Source organism: Streptococcus pluranimalium, assembly GCF_002953735.1.
GTDB lineage: Bacteria > Bacillota > Bacilli > Lactobacillales > Streptococcaceae > Streptococcus > Streptococcus pluranimalium.
Map to the genome: position 1 here is coordinate 767,836 of NZ_CP025536.1, position 25,255 is coordinate 793,090.

The window sequence follows — 25,255 nt, forward strand, 5'->3', positions numbered from 1 at the left end:
GATTAATGACTAGATAAACAATCAAGTACAGATTTTGATAGTTTAAGGTAAAGATGTCCCCATATTGTCTTTCCCACTATAATCCTGATATTAGAAACAAAATAGTAAAGGAGTGGGAAGTTACGACGACTATTATTAAAAATAGATTATTTTGCTAATAAGTATTTCTAAAATGAAGTGATTATGAGATTAGGAAATAGATAATCAGTTGAGATGGTCATTTTCAATATTTGTCACAAATTTTATTGATTTGCTATTGGACAAACATATTAGAAAAAGGCAATAAATCATACTTTATTATAGCTACAATGGCTGATATTAGGTATTTGGGAATTAATTGAAGTAAAAAAATGAAAAAATGACAAAATATTAGGAAAATAATGTGTTTTTATTGTTATAATAGAAGAGAATAAATATTTAGGAGATTAGAAGTCATGCTTAAACTTTCAAAACCTGTCAAATACGGGGTATATTTATTAGCCATATTTGGTCTGTTATGGGCTATTATTGGATTAAATACCACCATTCAACACAACAATGAAAAAAGTCGAGAGACACGGCTAAAAAAAGAAAATGCGCTTTTAAATGTTGCTATCGTTAACGAAGATCAGCCTGCAACAACGCACAATGAATCTTATAACCTCGGAGCAGCCTATGTCAAATCACTTGAAAGTGATGACAGTCAAAACTGGTCTGTGGTTAGCCGTGGTTCTGCCGAAGCGGGATTGAAAAATGGAACTTACCAATTGATGGTCATCATTCCGAGTGATTTCTCAGCAAAAATTTTGGACGTTAACAATGTCAATGTTGAACGAGCAACTGTTACCTATAAGGTAAATGGTGGAGGAAATCTCCAAATTGAAAATAATGCCAATAAGCTAGGTAAAGACATCGTTTCAGATTTAACAAGTCAGCTGGTTGATATGTATATGGCTAGCGTTTTAAGTAGTCTTTATACGGCTCAGAAAAATGTACAGGGTGTCTATGAGGTACAAACAGGCAATATTTCAAGCTACCGGGACAGCCTATTACAACCAACGGAAGATTTCAAAAATGTCTTTCCATCCTTAGTTGCTTCAGCTAACAGTAGCTTATTAGCAAATCAAGGTCTGCAAGATTCATTGACCAGTGACAATGACTTTTACAATACTTTGATGGAATCTCAAAAGAATGTTGAGACATCATTACAAACATTAATGGAACAGCGCTCAAAAAGTACTATTTCAAACAGTGAGTTCACAGAAGCTTTGATGTCAATGAACAGTGAAACTTTAGGGACACAATTAACCGGCCTTATTGAATCTACTAAAACTCTACAAGAACAACTAGCAGATAAAATCGCAAAAGTGAATGACCAAGCAAGTACTAGCGACGATATCCAAGATGCCATTGATGCCATTGATAATAGTAGTGACACAAGTGCTTCTACTACAGAATCAAGTAGTTCAACAGAGACATCGACATCTAGCTCTGAAACGACTGAGACTAGCTCAAGTGAGACGCCAAAACCTGAGAACAATAGTGCCTTATCTCAAGCTAGGAAAAGAATTGCTGAGTTACAAAAGTTGATCAAGGATCAACAAACTATTTTAGATGAAAAACTCCAGAAAGTTGACAGTTTTGTAGATGACCGATTAGCAGATTATTATGGTGTCACTGTCGATGAACTAAAAGAATTGACCTTAAAAGACTTTTTGAATGCTAACACAGCACAACCGTTAGCCTATACAACAGCAGCATTTCAAAATGATATCGATACCTTAGTTAAAAATAGCTTAAAAGAAGTGCCTGCTACAGACCCTGCAACAGTAATTGGCTTGGATCGGGATGCTCAAAACGAGATTACTTTCAACACAGCATTAGCAGCATCGCTTAATGTCAAGGAGAATGAGAAATCCGCTAAAGAGTTGGAAAACCTATACAATGATTTTGAAACTAAGAAGACAGCCTTGACAACGATTCAAGCAAAGGCAATAGGTACGGCAAACAGTCCGGAACAAAGTTTGACTGTTACAACAAGTAATCTAAATGTCACCATTGATAGTATTGATGTTAACGGCGTAAATACAACGGTACCAACCCTGATTGATCCTAGTCAAAAAAATGATATCACTGTCCACTATAGCTATACGTCAACTGGTACGACAGCTCCAGAGTCATCTACGTTCAATTTAGAGATTGGAGATGTTTCTGTCTCAAAAACGGTAGATACGAAAAAAGAAGAAGAAGCTTTTAGAAAGGCTGAACTTGCCTATCAGAAGAAAGTTCAAGAAGTGGTTGATGCTTATAATCATGCAGGAACCTTGTTAGCCACTTATTATTCATATGATACCGATGGAAATGTAATCAGTTTGACCGATCAATTTATGAATCAAAGTGCTTATGATCTTTTCTCAAGTATCTTGAAAGAGAATTTAAAAATCGGTTTGGCATCTTATCAACAGTCAGATGCTTCAAAAGCAGCCCTTAAACAACAATTGACAGATTTGAAAACTTCTCAAGATGATTTGGCGATTGCAATGGCTGATATTCAAACAAACAATAACGATTTATCAACCCAAATTGGGGATCAATTAACCTTACTTGATCAAATCAATAGGGATGCTCAATCATTGCTGGATGCTAATAATACAGCGAATGATGATCGAAGCAGCCAAGACACAAGCTTGTCGGATATTAGTAGCAACTTACAAGGTTTATTAACAACAACATCAACCTTAGAAGCGACAGCAGAGTCAACGAAAGAACAAGCAAGTTCAGTGAAAAGTGTTTTTGATAACTTTAATAAAGAAGTTGAAAACGCGCAAACCAATGGCAATCAGCTCTCTACAGATGCATCAGCTCTCATGACTAAATTTGATGAGGAATTGAAAAATAACGGGAACTTTATTGACTCCTTTGCTAAAGTATTTAATAATGCTTACCAAAACGGTGTGCCAAATGACGTTCTTTTGGACTTCTTAGCAAGCCCTGTTACTGAAAAATCATCATCTGTTAGAGCGACAGTAAATGCTTATCGTCCATTTACCTGGGTCTTGTTGTTAGAAATGGTAACGCTCTTTACCGCCTATATCTTTGCGACTCAAAAAGCATTAGCACGTCTAAAAAATCGCTTCAAAATTAATAAATTCTTAGAGACAGACTGGTTAAACACTGCTATTTTAAGTGGTCTAGCCTTAATTATCGGTCTCATCTTAGGAACTGTATCAAGCCGTAGTTTAGCGGTTGAGAATGAATACATTCCGATGTGGATACTGCTGGTAACCTTCTTTGCCTTTTTACTCGTACACGGTCAATACTTTATTATCAAGAACCTTAGAGTTATTGGTATGGGATTGAATTTCTTTATGATTATCAGTTTTATCTATTTATCAAACGCGATTGGTACAGCAACTGTCTTGTCTGGTTTTCCTGCATTGATGAAAAAAGTGAATCCTTTGATTCTCCTTGAGAACCGTTTGTCTGCTATATTTGATGGGACAACACCACCATTTATTTATTTTGTTTTCCTTGTTTTTGCAACGGTATTACTGTTACTTCTCAATATTTTTGTGACTATTGCTTACGAGAGAATAGCAAGCTCAAAAGAGGTTTAAATGAAAAAAAGTTTTCTAATAGTGGCTGTCATATGCTTTCTTTTAAAGGCACCACTCGTTTATTCAGATGGTCTAAAGGACAATTCTTTACAATTTGATAGTGAGCGTATTTCTCAAAAAGAAGTACTAGATACTGGATTTCAGCCCGGCTATGTCAGCCAGCTTTTTAAAGAAGATGCTCATAATCAACTGCAAAAGATTGATCAAGACAGACAAAAGATGCGTCAAAAGCGTGACAGAGACTTGTTTACGACAAAAAAAATGATGGCCAATCAAGGAGAAGTCACTAAACTGTTTACCGAACAGGATGACCGTCAATATACCATGACAAGTGAACCAGTAGAAGATGTTGGTGTCAGCGCTTCTCAAGTAGCGTATATTATTTTGATTAGTATCGTCATTATTGTTTCAAGTATTGTTACTTATCTCTTTTATCAAAAGTCAAACGAAAGTCTGTTAGAAGAATAGAAAGAAAATTATGGAAACACATATTAATGTAACGGTTTATATGGCTGATCAAAAGCAGGATGTTAGGATTCCACGGAAAATCGAGACTAAGCAACTGATTAAGGAATTAGATAACATTTTTGCTTACCCTAAAGATCGCCTTAAATACCAACTGAAAGTCATCAACAAGGGCTTACTACTAGATGAAGGTGATGTACTGGCAGATTTTCCCATAACTACTGGGGATCAGTTGAAAATAGAAGAAGGAAGTGTTTAATGGATCAATTTACATTTGAACAGCAATTATTTCAATTCGAGAAAGAAGAGACAAACTGGAAGTTAGCGCTTAAACGCTCGGATATTAAAAGTCATGATCTCCAGCCCTTATCCATGCTCAAACTCCATCACCCAGACTTTCTTGAACTGGGAATGACTATGGATGAAGACAGTGTTCACTTCCATTATCAACTTCCTGAAAAAGGGCTAAGTTTTGAAGACTGTCAAAAGATGGCCTTATCTGAAAAATTACGACTAGCCTTGAACGTCTTGGACTTGGAAAGTGTCTTGAAATTACCAGTGACAGTTATTTTACATCCGATTAATCTCTTTATCACTAAAAATAGCCAGCCAATGATTGCCTATCGTGCCCTAGAAAAAGTGATGGTACCAGAACGGTTGACAAGTAGTGATTTTATCAGACAATTCAAGTGTTATTTGGTGAGTTTGATGACAACAAATGACTTCTCGGAGCTTTACAATGGCTCCTTGGAGGTTGTTAAGCTGCCTGAATTTTTAGAAGCCGTTAAGAGCTTGAATGAGGTAGAAGCTATTCGTCAGTTTCTTTTAGCAGAATATGAAAAACAAAAAGCGCGTGAAGAAAATTCTCTAAGCCTCGTATCGAAAACACGCCATAAAATCTATAAGTTTGCGACTATCTGGCTATCTGCTTTATCTGTCATTTTATTGGTTCCCTTACTTTACTTTGTATTTATTCAAAATCCTTTAAAAGCTAAATTATTGGATGCTGATACAGCCTTCATTAAAAATAATTATTCTACTGTTATTGATGAATTATCAAGTGTAGCACTGGATAAACTACCTTATACTCAAAAGTATGAGTTGGCCTATTCTTATATCCAAGGCTTGAATTTTTCAAAAGAACAAGAGACCGTTATCCTTAACAATGTCACTTTAAAGACAGAAGAACTGTATTTTGACTTCTGGATTCAAAGTGGACGCGGTGAAAACGATGCAGCTATCGATATTGCTAAACGTTTAGAAGCGACAGATCTTATCATCTATGCTTTGGAACAAAAAGTAGAGGAAGTCAAATCAAACAATAGTCTATCCGGAGACGATCGCCAAACACAACTCAAAGATTTGCAAAGTGAGATTGATACCTATTGGGAAGATCGTACCGAGCGTTTAGGACAAAAAGAAGAGACTAAAGATAAGAAAGCCGAAAAAACCGAATCTAGCTCAGAAGCCGTAGAGGAGAAATAGTTTGCTTATGAAAGTTATCATTTATGACACCTTATATCGCTATTCCCTCTACTTAGAGGATGGTCAAAGTACTCGCATAGATCGAGAAGCCAAAAACGGTCTCTCTTTTGAATGTTTAGAGTCAGAATTTATCTTAAAAGCTGAAGCTGGAAAGCTATACTATAGTTATCTGGAACAATCCGGTTTAATTGAGCAGGGGCAAGAAATTGAAGGGCTTAGCTTTTTCCTTAGTTCGGGGAAAGCAACCATTCTATCTCCTTTAGACCGCCAACTGCTTTTGGTTGGTCATCAAAAAGGTAGCGATATTTTTCTCGCAGACAGCCCTGTCTCTTTCCAGTTAGAAAGAAAGGGAGATAGTTGGCAGCTCCATGCTATTTCAGGCCAGCTCTATCTGGATAATCACGTTTGGCATGGTCATCTAGAAGATTTGGACTTTGGAACTGAAATCAGTTTTAACCAAATGACCTTGAAAGTTTTCCCAGATGAACTCTACCTCTGGGGGCAGGAGGAGCTCCAGACTGAACTGATAGCGAAGGCTCGTTCTGACTATGATTTTTATGACAACTACCCAGATTTTCATCGCTCACCCCGGATAATTTACCGTGCGAGTGAAGAAAAGGTCACTGTCAATGCCCCTGGTAACGAACCCAATAAACCCAAAGATGGGCTCGTCAAATTAATCTTGCCACCGATCATTATGATCAGTGTGATGACTTTGATTACGATTTTCCAACCGCGCGGGCTTTACATTATCGCCACCATGGCCATGAGTCTGGTGACCATTACCTTTTCCATCACTGGTTATTTTAAAAACCGTAAACAGTATAAGCTTGACCTAGAAGAGCGTATCAATACCTACCATCTCTACCTTTCGGATAAATCCAAAGAGTTGACGGCATTGGATAACCGCGAACGTAAGGGGCAATTCTATCACTACCCTGATCTAGAGACTATTGCGGCCTTAACCAAGACCTTTGATCACAGGATTTATGAAAAAACACCCCAACAGTTTGATTTCTTGTATTACCGCTTGGGCTTAGGCGAGGTCGAAACCAGTCATAAGTTGACTTATTCCAAAACAGAGCGTTCTGGTGTGAAGGATCCTTTAGAGGTTGAGGGATATAAACTCTATCGTCGTCATTTAACCCTCAAACAGATGCCGATTGAGGCAAATCTTAGTCATGGGCCAGTCGGCTACCTTGGGCCAAGACCCTTGGTGATTGAACAACTGCAGCTCATGGTGCATCAGCTAGCGGTCTTCCATTCTTATCATGATGTGCAATTTATTACGATCATGCCAGAGGAGGAAAAAGAGCAGTGGGACTGGATGCGCTGGCTCCCTCATGCGACGCTTCAAGAAATGAATGTGCGTGGCTTTGTCTATAATCAACGTACGCGTGACCAAGTCCTTAACAGCCTCAACCAAATTTTGAAAAGTCGTCAAAATGCGGCTAAGGAGACCGAAGGGCGGGAGACCACCCTCTTTACGCCTCATTATGTGGTTATCGTCACCGATGAGAGTTTGATTATGGATCATGTGATTATGGATTTCTTCACCGAGGACCCTACCTCTCTTGGCTGTAGCCTGGTCTTTGTCCAAGACGTTCTCTCTAGCCTCTCTGAAAATGTTAAAACCATTGTTTCCATCAATGACCGTAATCAAGGACAGTTCTTGATGGAAGAAGGGACGCTCAAAGAGACACCGTTTGCTTTGGACCATTTCCCAGAAGACTTTGACAAAGAGTCTGTTTCCAGACGGCTAGCACCGCTCAACCATCTCCAAAATCTGAAATCATCTATTCCAGAGAGCGTGACTTTTATGGAGATGTATGAAGCTGAGCGTTTTGAAGACCTGGCAGTACCAAGTCGCTGGTCGCAAAATAGCCCTTATAAGAGCTTAGCGGTTCCTCTAGGTTTACGTGGTCAAGGTGATATTGTTAGTCTCAACCTCCATGAAAAAGCCCACGGGCCTCATGGTCTGGTCGCAGGAACCACCGGTTCTGGTAAGTCTGAGATCATCCAGTCTTATATCTTATCGCTCGCGGTTAACTTCCATCCCCACGATGTGGCCTTTCTCCTCATCGACTATAAGGGTGGTGGGATGGCCAACCTCTTCAAAGACCTACCACACTTGCTTGGTACCATCACCAACTTGGATGGTGCCCAGTCTATGCGGGCTCTGGTTTCCATCAATGCGGAGCTCAAGCGCCGGCAACGCCTCTTCTCAGCTGCCAATGTCAATCATATCAACCAGTATCAGAAGAAGTACCAACTTGGCGAAGTGAGCGAGCCTATGCCTCATCTCTTCTTGATTTCTGATGAGTTTGCGGAGTTGAAAGCCAACCAACCAGAGTTTATGACCGAGTTGGTTTCCACAGCCCGTATCGGGCGTTCCTTGGGGATTCACTTGATTCTAGCAACACAGAAACCGACAGGGGTCGTTAATGATCAGATCTGGTCCAACTCTCGCTTCAAATTGGCACTTAAGGTGGCTGATCGTCAGGACTCTATGGAAATGCTTCGCACACCCGATGCGGCAGATATTACCCAAGCTGGTCGTGCCTATCTCCAGGTTGGTAATAATGAAGTTTATGAACTCTTCCAGTCAGCCTACTCAGGGGCTGATTACCAGCCAGAGAAGGAAGCCCAAGGGATTGAAGACCATACCATCTATGCCATCAATGCCCTAGGGCAATACGAGATTCTCAACGAAGACCTCTCAGGCTTGGCAGAAGCTGACGATATCCGTCAAGTGCCCTCAGAGCTGGATGCGGTTGTCTCAGGGATTCAAGCCTTGGTGTCTGAGATGGGGATCAAAGCCCTCCCACAACCTTGGTTACCGCCGTTAGAAAAGGTGATTCCAGTGGAGAGCTTACGTCCTGGTCACTTTAAGGACTTCTGGTCTAAAGGGCTTCGTCCTTTAGAAGCGATGATTGGTTTTGTGGATATTCCCAGCCGTCAGACCCAAGAAGCCGTGAGTCATCACTTTGAAACCGATGGGCACTTGGTCATCTACTCAGCACCAGGCATGGGGAAATCCAGCCTCCTTCAAACCATGGTCATGGACCTCAGTCGCCAACTCACTCCAGAGCACTTGCACGTTTATCTCTTTGACTTTGGGACTAACGGGCTCTTGCCGCTCAGAGACTTGCCGCATGTGGCTGATAACTTCTTGTTAGATGACACTGAAAAACTCACCAAGGTTATGACTCGCTTTAAAGCTGAGATGGCTGATCGTAAGAAACGCTTTAGTCGCCATGCGGTCTCTAATATCACCTTCTACCGTCAAGTGAGTGGGGAGACCTTGCCAGACATCTTGATTGTGATTGATAACTTTGATGGGATTAAGGAAATGCCTCAGGGACAAGACCTGGAAAATCTCTTCCAAACGATCTCTCGTGAGGGAGGTAGTCTGGGGATGCACCTGGTTTTAACGGCAGGTCGTCAATCGGTCATTCGCCCAGGGCTACAAACCAACCTAAAGACCCGTATTGTGCTTAAGATGACAGATGATAGTGAAGCAAGAACCCTCATCGGGCGTAACCAACATATCATGGAAGACCTCCCTGGTCGTGGTTTGCTTCGTATGGAGGAGCCAGAAGTCTTCCAAGCTGCCTTACCAACGCAAAGCGATGACCCCGTGTCACAAGTAACCGCGATAAAAGCAGAAGCGACAGCCATGTCAGAAGCCTATGATGGCCCCCTACCCAAACCAATCCCAATCGTGCCAGAAGAATTGGCGTTTGAGGACTATCTGGCTAGGGACAGTGTGCAAGAAGGTCTTGCCAAAGGGGAACTTCCAATCGGTCTAGATATGACCAACGTGGAACATATTGGTATCCCGTTAGCCAACTTCAAACACCTGCTTTATTTGTCGGATAATGATGATAGCTTTACAACTATCACACATCATCTTCTACGCATTTTTACCAGCCTTTCAGCAACTAAGACAATGCTTATAGATGCTAGAGGCAGTTACGAACAATACGCTGATCAGGTTAGAACATATGTGACAAATGAGGGTATTTCTGATATTATGAAACAATTAAGTTATGAAATTACCCAGCGCCAGAAGACAGGGCATCGTGAGCCTTGGTTAGTGATTATTCCAGATTTTGAAGCCTTTGTTGGACAAGCCAATCCTGCCCTTGCAGATATGACGGTCTTGCTGGAGAATGGTCCAAGTGTTGGTATGCATGCTATTATTGGTAGCCCTTATCAGTTTACAGGAGCCAAAGCTGATGCCTTAAACAAACTGCTCAAAGATCGCATGCAGTATGTTCTCTTGGGAATGCGTCTTAATGACCAAACCTTCTTGGATAAGGTTTATAATAGTCGTGAACCTAGACCAGAACTTGATGTGGCTTACCTTCATGATAGGAAACAGTCACAGGCTTTGAAATTGACACGTTATTAGAAAGGAAAACACGACATGGTATTGATCAACAGTAGCAGTGATACAGCCGCTAGTCATGCGACTAGTATCAGTCAAGGTGGCGCCCAACTCTTAGGCGTTGGGAAGGCTACCAAAGATAGTGACACAACGTTAAAAGGTAATCAGTCTGCTGGGGATGCGATTGATTTGGATGAAACACAAAGTAATGAGATTGCGACAGCTATCAACTCTTTTATCACGATTATTAATGGTATGGCTAGTGAGTTTGAGAGTACAGATACAAGGCTTAGCTCGATGTTGTTACTAGACCGTAATGGTTCAGATTTTCTCTCTCAAAACGGTGCTGCTCTCCCGCCGAATCCGACCTTCTCTCCTAATCCAAGCTTATTTCGGTGATGCCTATGGATACTAAAGCATTAGATACTATTCAGAAAGGGCTTAAGGCAAATGCTCTAGCTCAGGAAACGCTAGCACAAAAAGCCTATACCTTTCGTCAGTTGCAAGAAGATTTGGACAATCATCTGGCCTACCAACAAGTGCTATTTCATCGTATCAGTGAGTTGCCCTTGTCCGCACAAGACCGTTTAGATATGGAGGCATTGGAGCAATCGTTTCGTCAAGTCGGTAGTCTTTACCAGAATGATTACGATGCCTATCAGTTATCACTCAGTCGAGACAGAGAGCGCTTATTAAACGAAGAAGCTGCCCTTATCAAGGAGAGGCAGCTCGTCATGCAGGATGATCGCAAAGAGAAAGGAGAAGCAGATAATGGTAAAAATGGAACTAGGCGCTTCTAGCGCACAAGCCAATTCAGTTAGTTCAATGAGTGCTAGTCGTGTAGCTGGTTACCAGGCTGCCATGACTAGTTTGAGTTCTTTTTCAGCATCAGACCGTCTGTCTGGGAATGCTTACGACAATGCCAAAGCTTATGCGACAGGTATTTTAGTGCCATTGATGCAGGGGGGAATCCTCTTATCGCAGGGGATTGCCAAAGCAGCCGCTAAACTCCCAGCCGATTATGTGTCAGAAGTAGCGCCAGAAAGCTTGGATTCAGAGGTCTTAGAAGAACAGATAGCCCATCAGAAAGCTTTACTAGCGTCTGCAGAAGCGCAGTTCAAAAGTGCGTCTAAGCTGAAGGACCCGATTGCCAAACAAGAGACGCAGCTACGAGCCGGTCAATCGATGGCACGGCTCAATGCCAAAATTAATGAGCTGGAAGAGAAATTGGAAAAACTGCTTGCTTTTGATGGGGCTTCTGCTAAGATTTTTAGTGAGCTAGCTGATTTAAAACAGGCAGTTGATCAGGGTCTTGCGATGGTAACAAGTGACTTTAAGGGAGCCAGCAGCATTCCTACTATCAAAGGTCGCTCCCTGCCTTGGGTAAAGACGATTAACGCCTCAGTCGCTAAATTCTCAGATGATGGGGAAGAAGCCGCTAAGCTCCTTGATAATCAGATCTTGAAAGAGGAGATGAAGAAGTATGAGAAGGACGTCTCAGTCGCTTACCACTCTCTACAAGAGAAAATAGCCAATGGAGGGAAATTCACTCACAATGATATTGATACTGTTTTACAATATGCCGAAAAACATCCAGAGGTTGCCTTATCTCCAGAGTTACTAAATGGTATCAATGGATTTTTATCTGAGGCACAGAAACGATACGATAAAAATAGTACAGAATTTGATCTTATAGCGACTGCCATTGAACAAATCGGTATAGGGATTCAGCGACTAGGTGGGCTAATCTCAGTTATTGAAGGAATCAAAGGGCCAGCTACTACGGCAGCAGACGGGACTTCGACAGCTTTTGTGATGCTTGATGATGTTGCGAATGGAGCCGGTCAGGCTCTGGTCAATCATGGATCGAACATAGCATCGGTTGGTAAAGGTGTCGGCGGTATTTTGACGGGACTCGGTTTTGGACTTGGCATGTATAACGACATCGTTAATGATGACAAGACCGTTGGCCAAGCATTAGTTCATAATGGCTTGTCAACGGGGCTAAGTTGGGGGACAGCATCATTAGTTGGTCTTGCTTTTACAAACCCAGTTGGCTGGGTGGCAGTTGGAGCGGGAGCGCTTAGTCTTGCAGCAGGTTGGACTGTGAGTAGACTATTTGATTTAGCTTATGACAATAATTTTTTAGGTCTTCAAGATGGTTTGGATACAGCAGGAGAATTGTTAGATGAAGCGGGTAAAAGCGTTGGTCAAGCTTTGTCGAAAGGTATTGAAGATACTAAAAATTGGGCTTCTGATATGTCTGATAGTATTGGAAATGCGGTTTCAGATGGCTGGAGTACTATTAATCCATTTGATTAAGGAGAAATATGGAAACTATTCAATTTTACAGTAAAGGCAATATGCGCTATGTTCTCTTTCAGGTTGATGAACAACATTATCTATTAGATAGGCGCCCTCGTCATTTGCTTGTTTATTTTTTTATTCCATCAAGTTGGTTTTTTTATCAAAATGTTTTTCCTATTACAGATGAAGAATATTCCAAAATGAATTTCAAACACTCAAAGGCAAGTAAATTCACTATTCCAACTTCATTAATTGTTGGTTTAGTTGTATTTTTCAATTCTTGGTCACGTTTGAAAAATTATAATCCTTTTGAACATCCTAATACAAACATTTCAATGCAGAACAAATGGATTTTACTAGTGATTGGCTTAATATTAGCATTTCTTATTTTACAGTCCGTTTACCTAGTTAGTAAGAAAAGCATAGAAAATTTGCTAGGTAGGAAAATCCAGAGTCCTATTTACTATAAAATTCGACCTGAAAAGTCAATAAGATTTAATCTTTTTATGATATTCAACCAAATTTTTGCCGCAATGTTAGTATCTGGTTCCTCACTAGCTTTTATGTACTTAGGAAATTTACCTTCATGGTTCGGAACTACTTTAATAATATTTATTTTTCTATTAATAGCAACTGGCGCTGTGCAGCCACAAGTTAAATGGCAGTACTATATTGTTGATAAACTTGCAAAATATGAATCAGAAATTTGACAAAAATTGTTTATTCTAATAGACATGTATTGCCTCTATGTATAGAAGTGATAGATGACTACTACAGCAATGTTATTAATAAAATTTTCAACTTTTGAAAGGATATATGATGTTACCAATAGGAAGTATTATTTACTTAAAAGAAGGAAGCCGTAAACTGATGGTCTTAAATAGAGGTGCTTTACTTGAGCAATCTGGTGAAAAGCTTTTATTTGATTACTCAGGATGTATTTACCCAGTAGGACTTGATGCTGAACAAATCTTATATTTTAACGAAGAAAATATTGATAAAGTTGTTTATGAAGGCTTTAAGGATGACGAAGAAACTCGCTATCAGGAATTATATACTGAATGGCTAGATAATAATAGCGAGCAATATAACAAAGGAACAGTAAATCAGTGAGTTGCCCTTGTCCGAACAAGACCGTTTAGATATGGAGGCATTGGAGCAATCGTTTCGTCAAGTCGGTAGTCTTTACCAGGATGATTACGATGCCTATCAGTTATCACTCAGTCGAGACAGAGAGCGCTTATTAACCGAAGAAGCTGCCCCTTATCAAGGAGAGACAGCTCGTCATGCAGGAAGATCGCAAAGAGAAAGGAGAAGCAGATAATGGTAAAAATGGAACTAGGCGCTTCTAGCGCACAAGCCAATTCAGTTAGTTCAATGAGTGCTAGTCGCGTAGCTGGTTACCAGGCTGCTATAACTAGTTTGAGTTCTTTTTCAGCATCAGACCGTCTGTCTGGGAATGCTTACGACAATGCCAAAGCTTATGCGACAGGTATTTTAGTGCCATTGATGCAGGGGGGTATCCTCTTATCGCAGGGGATTGCCAAAGCAGCCGCTAAACTCCCAGCCGATTATGTGTCAGAAGTAGCGCCAGAAAGCTTGGATTCAGAGGTCTTAGAAGAACAGATAGCCCATCAGAAAGCTTTACTAGCGTCTGCAGAAGCGCAGTTCAAAAGTGCGTCTAAGCTGAAGGACCCGATTGCCAAACAAGAGACGCAGCTACGAGCCGGTCAATCGATGGCACGTCTTAATGCCAAAATTAATGAGCTGGAAGAGAAATTGGAAAAACTGCTTGCTTTTGATGGGGCTTCTGCTAAGATTTTTAGTGAGCTAGCTGATTTAAAACAGGCAGTTGATCAGGGTCTTGCGATGGTAATGAGTGACTTTAAGGGAGCCAGCAGCATTCCTACTATCAAAGGTCGCTCGCTGCCTTGGGTAAAGACGATTAACGCCTCAGTCGCTAAATTCTCAGATGATGGGGAAGAAGCCGCTGAAGTTGTATACCAAAATGTATTAAAGCGTATTGAGAATGCGAATGACATTACAGCGAAAGATGTAACAGTCGCACTATCTGCTCTTCAACGTTTAGGTATTAAGGAAGTTCCTGATAAATTATTAAAGAGAGCCAATGAGTTTGTAGAGTCAGATACTGGAGGATACTCGATTAGTGCAGGAGCCACCTCAGTTGAAGAATGGCTCACAGCGTTTCTGTCTAGTTTAGATGATACCATGCCGAATATCGAAGACTATTGGACTGCTTATAGCACTACTAATGGCTATTGGAAGAACACTAAAATGTCGTTCAATAGTTCATCTTATGCTGATGATTTTATGACAGCTATAGGTAATGGTTTTTTAAAATCTTTAACTCAAGAAGTTGAAGTATTTATTCCTAAAACTAAAATCAAGGTATTTGGCTTATCAAAAGTCAGTGGTGTTTTTATGGGATTTGACTTTGCGATGAACTTAAAAAATGAAAATGTAGGTCGTGCTGCAGTCCACACAGCTATCACAACAGTTGCAACTACAACAATTGTTAGTGGAGTTGAAGCAGGAGTTGTCAGTTTAGCTGCAGGTTCATCAGCATTATCGGGTGTATCTTCTTTAGCCGCTGCAGGTATTGCAACCAATCCTGTAGGTTGGGCAATTGGTGCGGGTATTGTTGTAGGATTTGGTGTTAGTATGGCATACGATAATAACTTATTTGGTATTCAGGATGCTGCAAACCAAGCAGGGGATTTTATTGATGATAGTATTAAAAATATTGGTAATGCCTTTGAATCAGGTATAGATAGTATTCAAAATGCTTTTGGGTGGTAATATGGATTTAAAATTTAAACAGTCAAACATAGGCTGTTATAAAGTTGTTGAATTTGATAACAGAAAATTTGTTATGGACTTAAGTACTTTAAAATCAAAATCTTACTATTGGGGTCTACTCCCTAAGACTGTGTCGCTCAAGTTGTCAGAAATTGATAAAAATAACAATAAATTTGAAATTAATAATAGAAAAGTCTCATTATCAACTACGGTAATTGCAATCATAGTTCAACCTTTTGTAAAAATTGGGTATGATTTACTAAAATCTTTTTTTATCAACTATGATTTAAGTTCTCAAATAATAATTAAAACAGTATTATTTTTTGTTTCAATAGTAATATCTTATCTGATAGTGGCGCAGTCATTATTTAGAGCTCATGCTAAATCCAAAATGTTTCTTGATAAAAATTTCAATCATTACCAAATTACTTTTAATACTAGCAAAAAAAGGAATCCTGTGAATTTAATAGTTTTAATAGGAAATTTAATTTGTTTCTGTGTTTACATGTACGTAAATAATGGAACAGAAGGAGCGATTTTGGTCATCAATTGCGTGTGGTCAATAGTGTTATTTTTATCAAGTTGGACCATGCCACCTATCTCACATTCTTATCAAAATCAGTTTTTAACTTTTGAGGGAATTGAAAAAGTTATCAAAATAAAGGAGAGCAGGTAATGTTACCTATTGGAAGTATTGTATTTTTACAAGAAGGAAGTCAAAAGTTGATGATTATCAGTCGAAGCGTTGTGGTTGAAGAACAAGGCAGGAATGTTCTATTTGATTACTCAGCTTCTTTATATCCTTTAGGGATAAATCCTGAACGGACTTACTACTTTAACAAAGAAAATATAGACAAAGTCATTTTTGAAGGTTATAAGGATGAGGAAGAGGAGCGATTCCAAGAACTTTATGAACAATGGCTAGAGGATGAAGGAAGTCGTTATCCTAAAGGAAAAGTTGTTGGAAAAGATAAATAACAGAGCTCTTCATCAACTGTAGCGAGTGGCTTATCGCTAATATATAGAGAGAATCGTTCCGGTTCTCTCTATTTTAATGTTCAAAAGGATAAAGATTTTTGTTATAAATTACTTTCACTAAGAGATTCAGTTGGTTTATAATACAATGGTTGAAGTAAGCAATGATACTGATCCCGGGGTTGTTACGAACGATACGTTGCTCATATCAGAACATATGTGACAAATGAGGGTATTTCTGATATTATGAAATAATTACTTTAGGCGTATCAGCCGTACAGGCTTGGTTATCTGATGAAGTAACATTTGGAGAAGCTGTTACTGGAAATGTTGGAGGAATGGTAACAGCAGCAGGTTTAACAGTAGTTTTATCGGCTGTCGGCGTAACATTTGCACCTATTTCTATTGGAGCGGTTACAGTAGGTGTGGCAGGGGCAATGATTTTTAATGGGGCTTATGAAAAAATTGAATGGGTAAAAGATGGAACAGACTTTGTATCTGATAACATAGATGAAAGCGTGAGTGCAATAGGCGATGTTTTTCAAGATTCATGGAAGTCTATTAAAAATTGGGTAACGTAAGGAGGAGATGTTTTGCAATTTCTTGTAATAGATAAAATGATACCGACACAAAAAGGATCATTATTTTATAGAACGTTAATAATTAATGAAGAATTCTATATCATCTCAACATTTCAATTTTTTTTAGGAACAGTCTTTTTCTTTTATAATTGGATCAAACCAGTAAAAATAGTTCCAATAACTAAAAATGAATACGATAATCTTAGACTTAGTAATAAGAAAAAAAATTCAGTATCAATAGCAATAATCCTATTATCGGGAGTATTGCTTGGTAATGCAATCTACTCACAGTTTAGTGAAGTATTTCTTAACTTCTTCTATATTAGATTGTTTACTTTGCTCGTCGTATTTGTGGCTTTTTATTTGATATGGTATTATTTAAAATACAAAGTAAAAAAATCAATTTTATACCACAAAAAATTAGAAACTTATGGTCTTTTTATAACCATCAGACCTACTAAAAAATATTTGCTTATTTTTCTTCAGTTTATTATAGTTTTATGTTTTCAGATATATTTGATTTTATCAGTTAGTAGTTTTTTGAGTACAGGCAAACTAACAACTTTGTTTATAGTTGCTATATTGCTAAATTTCTCAATACTATTGAATGTATCATCAGCATTCTATCCCAATCAATATCAGATGAGCAAATGACTTAGAGGAATACAGTTTAACAAGAAAAGATATGTGCAGGTTGTCCTAATATTAGTAAAAGCCATCCTATAGTGGGATTAGAAAAATGAAAAAAATAGATATTAAAAAAATGAATGATTTGAAATATAGTATGTACTATGTTACCGGTAAATTTGAGAATCAATATTATCTTATTCCGATACATGCTAATTTGCCATCTTTGTTATTTTTTCCATTCTCATGGGTTCTTTCTAAACCTGCAATACTTATATCGGAATTACAATATAGCAATTTTAATAAGGCGAAAAAGTCCAAAAATCAATTTCTGCAATTTGTTGGTATTTTCTTATTTGGACAGGTAGTAGCTAAGACGATACCACAGGAGTCACTGAATAGATCGTTTTTGACCTTAATAGCTCCAATATTAGTGATTGCAGTTAGTATTCTCCTCTTATTGTTTTCAAAAATAAAATTGAGACATTCACTTGAATCTAAAGGAATTGATTGTTCACATCATATCTATAAACTGAATTACAGACCTGAAAAGCTTTCGATTAAAATTATCTTTCAAGTAATGTTGATGATATTCTTTCTTTTTATCATTATTGTGGTTATAAAAAGTTACTACTCTAATATGACATTATCAGGTTTATTAGCAATTTTCTTTTCTAGTTATTTATATCTATTACTATTGCCAGTTGCAGGAGTGGTTGAAGGAAGCTATCGCATTAAAGATATCAAATCGTAAATGATTATAGGAGAGAGAGTGATGCTATTGAATGGTAATAAAAAAAATCAAGAGGCGTCGATTAGTTTTGTTAGGTGGTCCCCTTATCATAAATATTTTCGACTAGTTTCATATGAAGATAAAATATATATTTTAAATTGTTTTCAAGTTTTTATCTCTTTTCTATTATTTCCTTTGAGCTGGTTCTTCCCATTAAGGGTGATACTCTTAGGCAGTAATGAATCAATAGACTTGGAGAAATCAGTTCCACAACATAGCGGTCGACGTTTTAATCGACCAGTAGTTTTGATATTAGCTATTGGTATTACAAATATGATTAGAGAATTTAGAGAGTCACTTTCTATAAATTCCTTAATGGCTTTTTGCAGTCTACTTGCTGTCGTTTTTGTGTTGTTGTTATCTTTTTACTTCAAAATAAAAAAATATCAAGGTAAACTGATATCAACTTTACGATTAGATTCTAACGAGGATATCTACGTTGTTTTGAAGCCAGAAAAAAAGTTCAAAGCTTTTCTAATTTATATCATTATGTTTCTAATACCACTAATGTTATCATTTTTTGCATTTCAGACAGTTATCAATAATGGCTATATAATATCTATCGTATTATTAGGACTATTTTACGCTTTTGTCTTTTTATTACAAACTATTTTTGCATTTATTCCAGGTAATTATGAAATAAGGGAGGTTCATAAATGAAACCGATTGGAACAATTGTTTATTTAACGCATGGAGATCGAAAGGTCATGATTATGAATAGGGACCTATTCGTAAAACAATGACTGGTGATCAGCTATTTGATTATTCAGGATGTCTTTACCCTGTAGGATTAAATCCCGAACAAATTTTATATTTTAATGAAGAAAATATCGACAAAGTTGTCTTTGAAGGCTATTTTGATGATGAGGAAACTCGCTATCAAGAGTTATACGAGCAATGGATAGAAAAAAATGGCACGAAGTATAAGAAGGGGAATGTGAACTAGAAGGAAATATCTCTGAAAGTATTTTTTCTTTAACCATAGTGGCATAGTGGGAGACGTATATAACAAATTTATACAGGCAGAATCACGATATTCTCCCTGTACTTTTATTAAAATGATTTTGTTAAAAGTATATTGAGATAAAATAATGATTGTAAAATTTATTTACGTCTAACGACTTAGTAATTTTAGAAGAGCAGATAGCCCATCAGAAAACCTTACTAGCGTCGGCAGAAGCGCAGTTCAAAAGTGCGTCTAAGCTGAAGGACCCGATTGCCAAACAAGAGACGCAGCTACGAGCTGGTCAATCGATGGCACGTCTCAATGCCAAAATTAATGAGCTGGAAGAGAAATTGGAAAAATTGCTTGCTTTTGATGGGGCTTCTGCTAAGATTTTTAGTGAAATAGCTGCTTTAAAACAGGCGGTTGATCAGGGTCTTGCGATGGTAATGAGCGACTTTAAGGGAGCCAGCAGCATTCTTACTATCAAAGGTCGCTCGCTGCCTTGGGTAAAGACGATTAACGCCTCAGTCGCTAAATTCTCAGATGATGGGGAAGAAGCCGCTAAACTCCTTGATAACCAGATCTTGAAAGAAGAGATGAAGAAGTATGAGAAGGAAGTCTCAGTAGCTTACCGCTCTCTACAGGAGAAAATAGCCAATGGAGGGAAATTCACTCACAATGATATTGACACTGTTTTACAATATGCCGAAAAACATCCAGAGGTTGCCTTATCTCCAGAATTACTAAATGGTATCAATGGATTTTTATCTGAGGCACAGAAACGATATGATAAAAATAGTACAGAATTTGATCTTATAGCGACTGCCATTGAACAACTCGGTATAGGGATTCAGCGACTAGGTGGGCTAATCTCAGTTATTGAAGGGATCAAAGGGCCAGCTACTACGGCAGCAGACGGGACTTCGACAGCTTTTGTGATGCTTGATGATGTTGCGAATGGAGCCGGTCAGGCTCTGGTCAATCATGGATCGAACATAGCATCGGTTGGTAAAGGTGTCGGCGGTATTTTGACGGGACTCGGTTTTGGACTTGGCATGTATAACGACATCGTTAATGATGACAAGACCGTTGGCCAAGCATTAGTTCATAATGGACTATCTTTAGGAGTTAGTTGGGGTGTAGGAACAGGTGTATCCGCCGGTCTCACATCTATGGCTGCTTCTATACTTGGTAGCAATCCAGTTGGATGGACAGTAGTAGGAATAGCAGCAGCAAGTTTTGGAGTGGCTTGGGGTGCCAGCAGACTATTTGATTTAGCTTATGAGAATAACTTTCTTGGTCTTCAAGATGGTCTGGATACAGCAGGAGAATTGTTAGATGAAGCGGGTAAAAGCGTTGGTCAAGCTTTGTCGAAAGGTATTGAAGATACTAAAAATTGGGCTTCTGATATGTCTGATAATATTGGAAATGCGTTTTCAGATGGCTGGAGTACTATTAATCCATTTGATTAAGGAGAAATATGGAAACTATTCAATTTACTTATGGAAACTTTCGATATTTAACGTTTGAGTTAGATGGACAATATTATTTATTAGACAGAAGTCCTCAGCACTTTATAGGTTACCTTTATCCTCCTTTGAATTGGTTTTTTCATCAAAAGGTTTATTTAATCACGCAAGAAGAGTTTTTTAAACTTCGTCAAAAAAATCTTAGAGCAGCTAATATCAGCATCCCGGCTTCCTTTAGCGCAGGCCTTGGGGTATTTATTTACAATTGGTTTCGTTTGAAAAATATTGATATTTCAATATATTTTAATACAACATTTTCTTTTGGGATAAATCTGTTATTCTTGTTAGTAAGTGTCATTTTAGCTTATAGCCTAGCAAATTTATTTTATTTTTATAGGAAGAAGCACATGATTTCTATCCTTGGATCAAAATTATACCAGCCAGTGAATATAAGGTTTAAACCACAGAGAATCAATTTCAAACAGTTAATAGGATATGTTGTCATTGTGGGGGGACTTACTTCTTTTATAGCAGGATATTATCTTTATTCAGGAAATCTTCTTTACTGCTTCATTACTATGACAATAACTTTCCTTCACTTTATAGGAGCAAACGCTGCATTTGGTACAGAAGCTAATCAATTTTATAAAATTATAGATATAAAAAAGGTTAATTAAGGTTTTAAGTATCATATTTAGATATGCATTATATGTATAGAAGTGATAGATGACTACTACAGCAATGTTATTAATAAAATTTTCAACTTTTGAAAGGATATATGATGTTACCAATAGGAAGTATTGTTTATTTAAAAGAGGGAAGCCGGAAACTGATGGTCTTAAATAGAGGTGCTTTACTTGAGCAATCTGGTGAAAAGCTTTTATTTGATTACTCAGGATGTATTTACCCAGTAGGACTTGATGCTGAACAAATCTTATATTTTAACGAAGAAAATATTGATAAAGTTGTTTATGAAGGCTTTAAGGATGACGAAGAAACTCGCTATCAGGAATTATATACTGAATGGCTAGATAATAATAGCGAGCAATATAACAAAGGAACAGTAAATTAGTGAGTTGCCCTTGTCCGCACAAGACCGTTTAGATATGGAGGCATTGGAGCAATCGTTTCGTCAAGTCGGTAGTCTTTACCAGGATGATTACGATGCCTATCAGTTATCACTCAGTCAAGACAGAGAGCGCTTGTTAGCCGAAGAAGCTGCCCTTATCAAGGAGAGACAGCTCGTCATGCAGGAAGATCGCAAAGAGAAAGGAGAAGCAGATAATGGTAAAAATGGAACTAGGCGCTTCTAGCGCACAAGCCAATTCAGTTAGTTCAATGAGTGCTAGTCGTGTAGCTGGTTACCAGGCTGCTATGACTAGTTTGAGTTCTTTTTCAGCATCAGACAGTCTGTCTGGGAATGCTTACGACAATGCCAAAGCTTATGCGACAGGTATTTTAGTGCCATTGATGCAGGGGGTATCCTCTTATCGCAGGGGATTGCCAAAGCAGCCGCTAAACTCCCAGCCGATTATGTGTCAGAAGTAGCGCCAGAAAGTTTGGATTCAGATGTCTTAGAAGAGCAGATAGCCCATCAGAAAGCTTTACTAGCGTCTGCAGAAGCGCAGTTCAAAAGTGCGTCTAAGCTGAAGGACCCGATTGCCAAACAAGAGACGCAGCTACGAGCCGGTCAATCGATGGCACGTCTCAATGCCAAAATTAATGAGCTGGAAGAGAAATTGGAAAAATTGCTTGCTTTTGATGGGGCTTCTGCTAAGATTTTTAGTGAAATAGCTGCTTTAAAACAGGCAGTTGATCAGGGGCTTGCGATGGTAATGAGTGACTTTAAGGGAGCGAGCAGTATTCCTACTATCAAAGGTCGCTCGCTACCATGGGTAAAGACGATTAACGCCTCAGTCGCTAAATTCTCAGATGATGGAGAAGAAGCCGCTAAGCTCCTTGATAATCATATCTTGAAAGAAGAGATGAAGAAGTATGAGAAGGAAGTAACTTATGAGAGTGATAAAGGTTTACAGAAGATTGAGAAGAAAAAAATAAATTCTTCTTTTGAAATGACAGTTGACGACGATTTATCTGATTGGGATACTGGATTTGATAGCCATATTGGAAAGTCTACAATAGGTGACGAGGAAGCAGGTACGTCTGTAACTGTAGGACGTTTGTATGCAAACGCAGGTATGATGTCCTCTCCTTTATCAGTTGGTAAAGGGACCGATGAAAGGGGGAAAAATCGAAAAGATGTTGAATTTGGGGTTGGAGGAAAAGTTGAAGCTGGATTTACTGCTGCTGAAGCAGATGCACATGTTCGCTATGGAGATGATAAAAATAATATTAATGGCTATATACGTGGAGCTAGTCATAGTGTCTCCGCAGATGCCAGCGGCGCAATAGGAGCCTTTACTGATAAATATGGAAATATTACTGGTGGGTTTCAAGGAGAAGCGGGCTTTGATGCATTTATTGTGGAAGGAGAAGCAAGTGCAGGCTTTGAGCTCTTTGGAATTAATGTTGATGTTAGTGGTTCAGCCGGTGTGGGTGTCTCAGCTAGGGCGAAAGTTGGTGTCACGACAGAAAAAGCAGAAGCTAAGATGAAGTTAGGACCGGTGGGACTAGGTCTATCTATAGGATGGTAGAAACAGATGGAAATTCAACTCCGATTACAAGGAAATTCTGAGGCTTTTGTGCTTCAAGCAAAAAAGCCAGATGAAAATAATTGGCAGGATAGGTTTTGGATAGAACAGGAAGATGAGTATTATCGTCTTAGTTCAGAGCAAGATGACATATTAATTTTGAAAGATTTTGATGTGATATCAAAATTAAAGTGGCTTATTGCGAAGTCAGTAACTCAACAAATCTCTTGTTACAGAGAAAGAGAAAAGGTAAGTAAAAATTTGTTTGCCGCTCCAGAATGGTATAATAACTTGAACTATTATCAAAATGATTACACTCTAAGGTACATTGGGTCTGGCACTAAAGGTGAGATTGTTCCTGTTAATAAAAACAATCAGCCTGTTGCTGTATTTGCAACGAGTAACCTTGAAATTGCCGGTAAGAGGAATGTTTCGCTTTATGTCAATGATTTAAATGAGGTTGATGCTTGTTTAATCTTGTATGTGATTTCTTACATTACCAGTATCGGTTTTTTGAAGATCGACTCCTTGAATGTGAGGTATCGCTTCTTTTATCAATTTTCAGGGAGAAAGGCATTGACAGACGAACATTTAGCAATGTTGCCTGAATCTCGGAGACCTAAATTGTTAGAAGCAATTGTTTGCTATTGCTTAGGGGGATTACTTGTTGTAGCCATTAGTCTTATTGACTTAAAACCTTTAGTATTTTTTTTAACGATCCTTACTTTATTTCATGCCTATAATCTATTTAGAAATTTGAGGGAAAAAAATGAGTAAAAAATGGTTACCGCTTGGGACCACAGTGACTTTAAAGAATGGGAACCAGCCCATTATGATTGTTGGTCGATATCAGCAGAACAAAGAAGGTCAAGTCTTTGATTATTCTGGTGTGCTCAATCCACAAGGATTTGAGGATGCACATTCTATGTATTTATTTAATGAGTCTAAAATTGATCATATTTTATTTGAGTCAGAATTTACTGAATATGAGAATGAATATATTAAACAGTTAGATGCTTTTATATCAATGTCAGACAATCATTTGAAATAAGCAGTTATAAAATTAGTTGGGGAAAATAAAAATCCCTTTTGATTATACTACGGAGGTCATATTACTATGAAAAAATTTAAATCAGCTTTAGTTCTAGTCGTATTATTCATGTCTATTGTGTTATTAGTAGGATGTAAAGGTTCTAAAAAAATCCAGGGAACATGGAAGGCTCAAGACTCAACGGGAAAAAATTCTACCATTCAATTTAAAGAAAATGTGGTTGTTATTGATAATCAGGAGTATGACTACAAGCAAAATGCAACGGGATTTAAAAATCAGGTGAGCTATTATGGGATTACTCAAAATGGAGAACAATATTCAATTATTTTTCCAGAGAAGAATAAGAATATTGCTCTTCTTATTCGACCAACTTCCACGGATGATTATTTAGCTGGAGAAATGTTGTATGCCTTAAATCGCAAAGAAGAGCCAAATTATAAGGAATATGCCGAAAAATATTTTAAATAATTAATCTACTTTGGATTATTTTAAAAGACCTGCCATTCTTTTTGGGAGAATATAGTGGCTTTATATTAACCTTAGAAGTGACTTATAGTTATGAGAAAACGATAGGATTTTTATGGCTTTTCGTCAACTGTAGTGGGTGACTTATAATTAACACCTAGAGAGAATCATTCTGGTTCTCTCTATTTTCTTTATTAAAATATTTTGCCAAAAATAGATTGTGGTAAAATAGTAATCATAAAACCTATTTAGCTTCGAAATAGTCGTGTGTTCTCCCTTTCTCAAATCAGCACCCAGTTTTCAAGTTTTAGCGCAGGTAGTGATTTCACGGATTTCGTCAAAACGACACCAGATTGGGCTAAGACAGTTAACAGTGAGTGGGAGAAGCGAACGAAGGTCAATGATAGGCTCAAAGACGTTAATCAAAAGCTCAAAAATGGGGAACCGTTAACAGATAAGGACATCACAGCTATTCGAGCCTATCAGGATCGTTACCCAAGTAAGGAGTTGCCGAAGCATGTTAGAGAATATGTAACTACTGTGAAAATACTAAATGAATTTTCGACAAAATCAGATGAATCTATAGCTTAAGCCATTATTTCTTCTTACACAGTAGGCTATGAAGTCGGTA

29 protein-coding genes are annotated in these 25,255 nt (G+C 38.2%); all 29 read left to right on the plus strand.

The window, feature by feature from the left end; all coding sequences use genetic code 11:
- The first annotated feature begins 434 nt into the window (after positions 1-434).
- The 29 genes from esaA (at position 435) to C0J00_RS04155 (ending at position 25,215) form a co-directional block, all read left to right on the plus strand.
- A complete protein-coding gene (esaA, locus tag C0J00_RS04015; protein ID WP_104967672.1) occupies positions 435-3,596 on the plus strand; it encodes a type VII secretion protein EsaA in 3,162 nt (1,053 codons plus the stop codon).
- Positions 3,597-4,064, plus strand: coding sequence for a type VII secretion protein EssA (gene essA, locus C0J00_RS04020; protein ID WP_104967673.1), 468 nt, complete (start codon positions 3,597-3,599; stop codon positions 4,062-4,064).
- A 10-nt stretch (positions 4,065-4,074) separates the two neighbouring features.
- Positions 4,075-4,320, plus strand: coding sequence for an EsaB/YukD family protein (locus tag C0J00_RS04025; protein ID WP_104967674.1), 246 nt, complete (start codon positions 4,075-4,077; stop codon positions 4,318-4,320).
- Positions 4,320-5,546, plus strand: coding sequence for a type VII secretion protein EssB (gene essB, locus C0J00_RS04030; RefSeq protein WP_104967675.1), 1,227 nt, complete (start codon positions 4,320-4,322; stop codon positions 5,544-5,546). The genes C0J00_RS04025 and essB overlap by 1 nt, the downstream gene beginning before the upstream one ends.
- 7 nt (positions 5,547-5,553) lie before the next feature.
- Positions 5,554-9,963, plus strand: a complete 4,410-nt coding sequence (gene essC / locus C0J00_RS04035) for a type VII secretion protein EssC (RefSeq protein WP_104968829.1) — start codon at positions 5,554-5,556, stop codon at positions 9,961-9,963.
- 15 nt (positions 9,964-9,978) lie between these two features.
- Positions 9,979-10,338, plus strand: coding sequence for a TIGR04197 family type VII secretion effector (locus C0J00_RS04040; RefSeq protein ID WP_018379622.1), 360 nt, complete (start codon positions 9,979-9,981; stop codon positions 10,336-10,338).
- A gap of 5 nt (positions 10,339-10,343) precedes the next feature.
- A complete protein-coding gene (locus C0J00_RS04045) occupies positions 10,344-10,739 on the plus strand; it encodes a hypothetical protein (protein ID WP_104967676.1) in 396 nt (131 codons plus the stop codon).
- Complete coding sequence (locus C0J00_RS04050) at positions 10,711-12,261, plus strand: hypothetical protein (RefSeq protein ID WP_104967677.1); 1,551 nt, start codon at positions 10,711-10,713, stop codon at positions 12,259-12,261. The genes C0J00_RS04045 and C0J00_RS04050 overlap by 29 nt, the downstream gene beginning before the upstream one ends.
- A gap of 8 nt (positions 12,262-12,269) precedes the next feature.
- Positions 12,270-12,956 (plus strand): DUF443 family protein, encoded by a 687-nt coding sequence (locus C0J00_RS04055; RefSeq protein ID WP_104967678.1) that lies wholly within the window; start codon positions 12,270-12,272, stop codon positions 12,954-12,956.
- Between the two features lie 109 nt (positions 12,957-13,065).
- Positions 13,066-13,359 carry a DUF4176 domain-containing protein gene (locus C0J00_RS04060; protein WP_104967679.1) on the plus strand — a complete coding sequence of 98 codons (294 nt, stop codon included), beginning with the start codon at positions 13,066-13,068 and terminating at the stop codon, positions 13,357-13,359.
- A 7-nt stretch (positions 13,360-13,366) separates the two neighbouring features.
- Positions 13,367-13,570, plus strand: a complete 204-nt coding sequence (locus C0J00_RS04065; protein ID WP_158667315.1) for a hypothetical protein — start codon at positions 13,367-13,369, stop codon at positions 13,568-13,570.
- Positions 13,570-15,066, plus strand: coding sequence for a hypothetical protein (locus C0J00_RS04070; RefSeq protein WP_104967681.1), 1,497 nt, complete (start codon positions 13,570-13,572; stop codon positions 15,064-15,066). The genes C0J00_RS04065 and C0J00_RS04070 overlap by 1 nt, the downstream gene beginning before the upstream one ends.
- A gap of 1 nt (position 15,067) precedes the next feature.
- Positions 15,068-15,742: a DUF443 domain-containing protein gene (locus C0J00_RS04075; RefSeq protein ID WP_158667316.1), complete on the plus strand. Its 675-nt coding sequence runs from the start codon at positions 15,068-15,070 to the stop codon at positions 15,740-15,742.
- The gene (locus C0J00_RS04080; protein ID WP_104967683.1) at positions 15,742-16,044 is read left to right on the plus strand and encodes a DUF4176 domain-containing protein; all 303 of its coding nucleotides are present in this window, start codon (positions 15,742-15,744) and stop codon (positions 16,042-16,044) included. The genes C0J00_RS04075 and C0J00_RS04080 overlap by 1 nt, the downstream gene beginning before the upstream one ends.
- Before the next feature lie 335 nt (positions 16,045-16,379).
- Positions 16,380-16,622 (plus strand): hypothetical protein, encoded by a 243-nt coding sequence (locus tag C0J00_RS04085; RefSeq protein WP_104967684.1) that lies wholly within the window; start codon positions 16,380-16,382, stop codon positions 16,620-16,622.
- 36 nt (positions 16,623-16,658) lie between these two features.
- A complete protein-coding gene (locus tag C0J00_RS10705) occupies positions 16,659-17,276 on the plus strand; it encodes a DUF443 family protein (protein WP_407697198.1) in 618 nt (205 codons plus the stop codon).
- A gap of 85 nt (positions 17,277-17,361) precedes the next feature.
- Complete coding sequence (locus C0J00_RS04095; protein WP_104967686.1) at positions 17,362-18,003, plus strand: DUF443 domain-containing protein; 642 nt, start codon at positions 17,362-17,364, stop codon at positions 18,001-18,003.
- 21 nt (positions 18,004-18,024) lie between these two features.
- On the plus strand, positions 18,025-18,702 hold the full coding sequence (locus tag C0J00_RS04100; RefSeq protein WP_158667317.1) for a DUF443 family protein: 678 nt from the start codon (positions 18,025-18,027) through the stop codon (positions 18,700-18,702).
- Between the two features lie 79 nt (positions 18,703-18,781).
- Positions 18,782-18,988 (plus strand): DUF4176 domain-containing protein, encoded by a 207-nt coding sequence (locus C0J00_RS04105; protein WP_324761708.1) that lies wholly within the window; start codon positions 18,782-18,784, stop codon positions 18,986-18,988.
- Between the two features lie 308 nt (positions 18,989-19,296).
- Positions 19,297-20,460 (plus strand): hypothetical protein, encoded by a 1,164-nt coding sequence (locus C0J00_RS04110; RefSeq protein WP_104967688.1) that lies wholly within the window; start codon positions 19,297-19,299, stop codon positions 20,458-20,460.
- A gap of 8 nt (positions 20,461-20,468) precedes the next feature.
- Positions 20,469-21,134 (plus strand): DUF443 family protein, encoded by a 666-nt coding sequence (locus tag C0J00_RS04115; RefSeq protein ID WP_104967689.1) that lies wholly within the window; start codon positions 20,469-20,471, stop codon positions 21,132-21,134.
- A 104-nt stretch (positions 21,135-21,238) separates the two neighbouring features.
- Entirely contained in the window at positions 21,239-21,529 is a 291-nt protein-coding gene (locus C0J00_RS04120) for a DUF4176 domain-containing protein (RefSeq protein ID WP_104967690.1), read from the plus strand.
- Between the two features lie 10 nt (positions 21,530-21,539).
- Positions 21,540-21,770 carry a hypothetical protein gene (locus tag C0J00_RS04125; protein ID WP_104967691.1) on the plus strand — a complete coding sequence of 77 codons (231 nt, stop codon included), beginning with the start codon at positions 21,540-21,542 and terminating at the stop codon, positions 21,768-21,770.
- A complete protein-coding gene (locus C0J00_RS04130; protein WP_104967692.1) occupies positions 21,742-22,005 on the plus strand; it encodes a hypothetical protein in 264 nt (87 codons plus the stop codon). The genes C0J00_RS04125 and C0J00_RS04130 overlap by 29 nt, the downstream gene beginning before the upstream one ends.
- Entirely contained in the window at positions 21,993-23,111 is a 1,119-nt protein-coding gene (locus C0J00_RS10530; RefSeq protein ID WP_233995870.1) for a hypothetical protein, read from the plus strand. The genes C0J00_RS04130 and C0J00_RS10530 overlap by 13 nt, the downstream gene beginning before the upstream one ends.
- A gap of 6 nt (positions 23,112-23,117) precedes the next feature.
- Positions 23,118-23,885 carry a hypothetical protein gene (locus C0J00_RS10535; RefSeq protein ID WP_233995871.1) on the plus strand — a complete coding sequence of 256 codons (768 nt, stop codon included), beginning with the start codon at positions 23,118-23,120 and terminating at the stop codon, positions 23,883-23,885.
- Entirely contained in the window at positions 23,878-24,159 is a 282-nt protein-coding gene (locus C0J00_RS04145; RefSeq protein WP_104967693.1) for a DUF4176 domain-containing protein, read from the plus strand. The genes C0J00_RS10535 and C0J00_RS04145 overlap by 8 nt, the downstream gene beginning before the upstream one ends.
- A 66-nt stretch (positions 24,160-24,225) precedes the next feature.
- Entirely contained in the window at positions 24,226-24,627 is a 402-nt protein-coding gene (locus C0J00_RS04150) for a glycosyltransferase (protein ID WP_104967694.1), read from the plus strand.
- A gap of 264 nt (positions 24,628-24,891) precedes the next feature.
- Entirely contained in the window at positions 24,892-25,215 is a 324-nt protein-coding gene (locus C0J00_RS04155) for a hypothetical protein (RefSeq protein ID WP_104967695.1), read from the plus strand.
- Positions 25,216-25,255 lie beyond the last annotated feature (40 nt).